At 74.0% G+C, this 842-nt stretch carries 1 protein-coding gene; it reads left to right on the plus strand.

All coding sequences use genetic code 11. The annotated features are described in order from the left end of the window. Window positions 1–818, plus strand: an 818-nt coding sequence (locus D471_RS34710; RefSeq protein ID WP_040689929.1) for a (Fe-S)-binding protein, incomplete at its 5' end; no start/stop codon positions are given. Between the last annotated feature and the right edge of the window lie 24 nt (window positions 819–842).

Here is an 842-nt window from a genome sequence, read left to right on the forward strand (position 1 = left end):
CCGCCTTCGCCGCCACCACCTTCACCCGCGCGTTCCGGCGCCGCGCCGCCCGCGGGGAGGCCCGCACGACCGGACGCCGGGTCGTGCTGTGGCCGGACACCTTCGGCAACCACCTCAACCCGGGGGTGCTCGCGGCCGCCACACAGGTCCTGGAGGACGCGGGCTGGACGGTCGTGCTGCCCGAGGGGCAGGTGTGCTGCGGACTGACCTGGGTGTCCACGGGTCAGCTGGACGTCGCCCGCACGGTGATGCGCCGCGCCGTCCGTGCGCTGGCGCCGCTGGTCGCCCAGGGGCTGCCCGTCGTCGGTCTGGAGCCCAGTTGTACGGCGGCCCTGCGGCACGACCTGGTGGAGCTGCTGCCCGGACGGGAGAGCGAGCGCGTCGCCGAGGCCGTACACACCCTGGCGGGTTTCCTCAACACGTACGCGCCCGACTGGCGGCCGCCCCGGCTCTCGGCGAAGGCATTGGCACAGGTGCACTGCCACCAGCACGCCGTGATGGGTTTCGACGCCGAGCGCGATCTCATCGCCAGGGCGGGGATCGACGGGGAGGTCCTGGACTCGGGCTGCTGCGGGCTCGCGGGGGACTTCGGGTTCACCGAGGGGCACTACGAGGTGTCCACCGCCATCGGGGAGCGCGAACTGCTGCCTCGGGTGCGCGCGGCGGACGCGGACACCCTGGTGATGGCCGATGGTTACAGCTGCCGCACCCAGATCGGCCAGGGCACCGGACGCAGGGCGCTGCACCTGGCCGAGGTCCTCGCCCGGGGGATCGCCGCGAGGGGCGTACCGGGTCCTGCGGGACGAGGCAAGCCGTGAACGAGGAACGAGCGGCAGGGGGCG

Source organism: Nocardiopsis lucentensis DSM 44048, assembly GCF_000341125.1.
Classification (GTDB): domain Bacteria; phylum Actinomycetota; class Actinomycetes; order Streptosporangiales; family Streptosporangiaceae; genus Nocardiopsis; species Nocardiopsis lucentensis.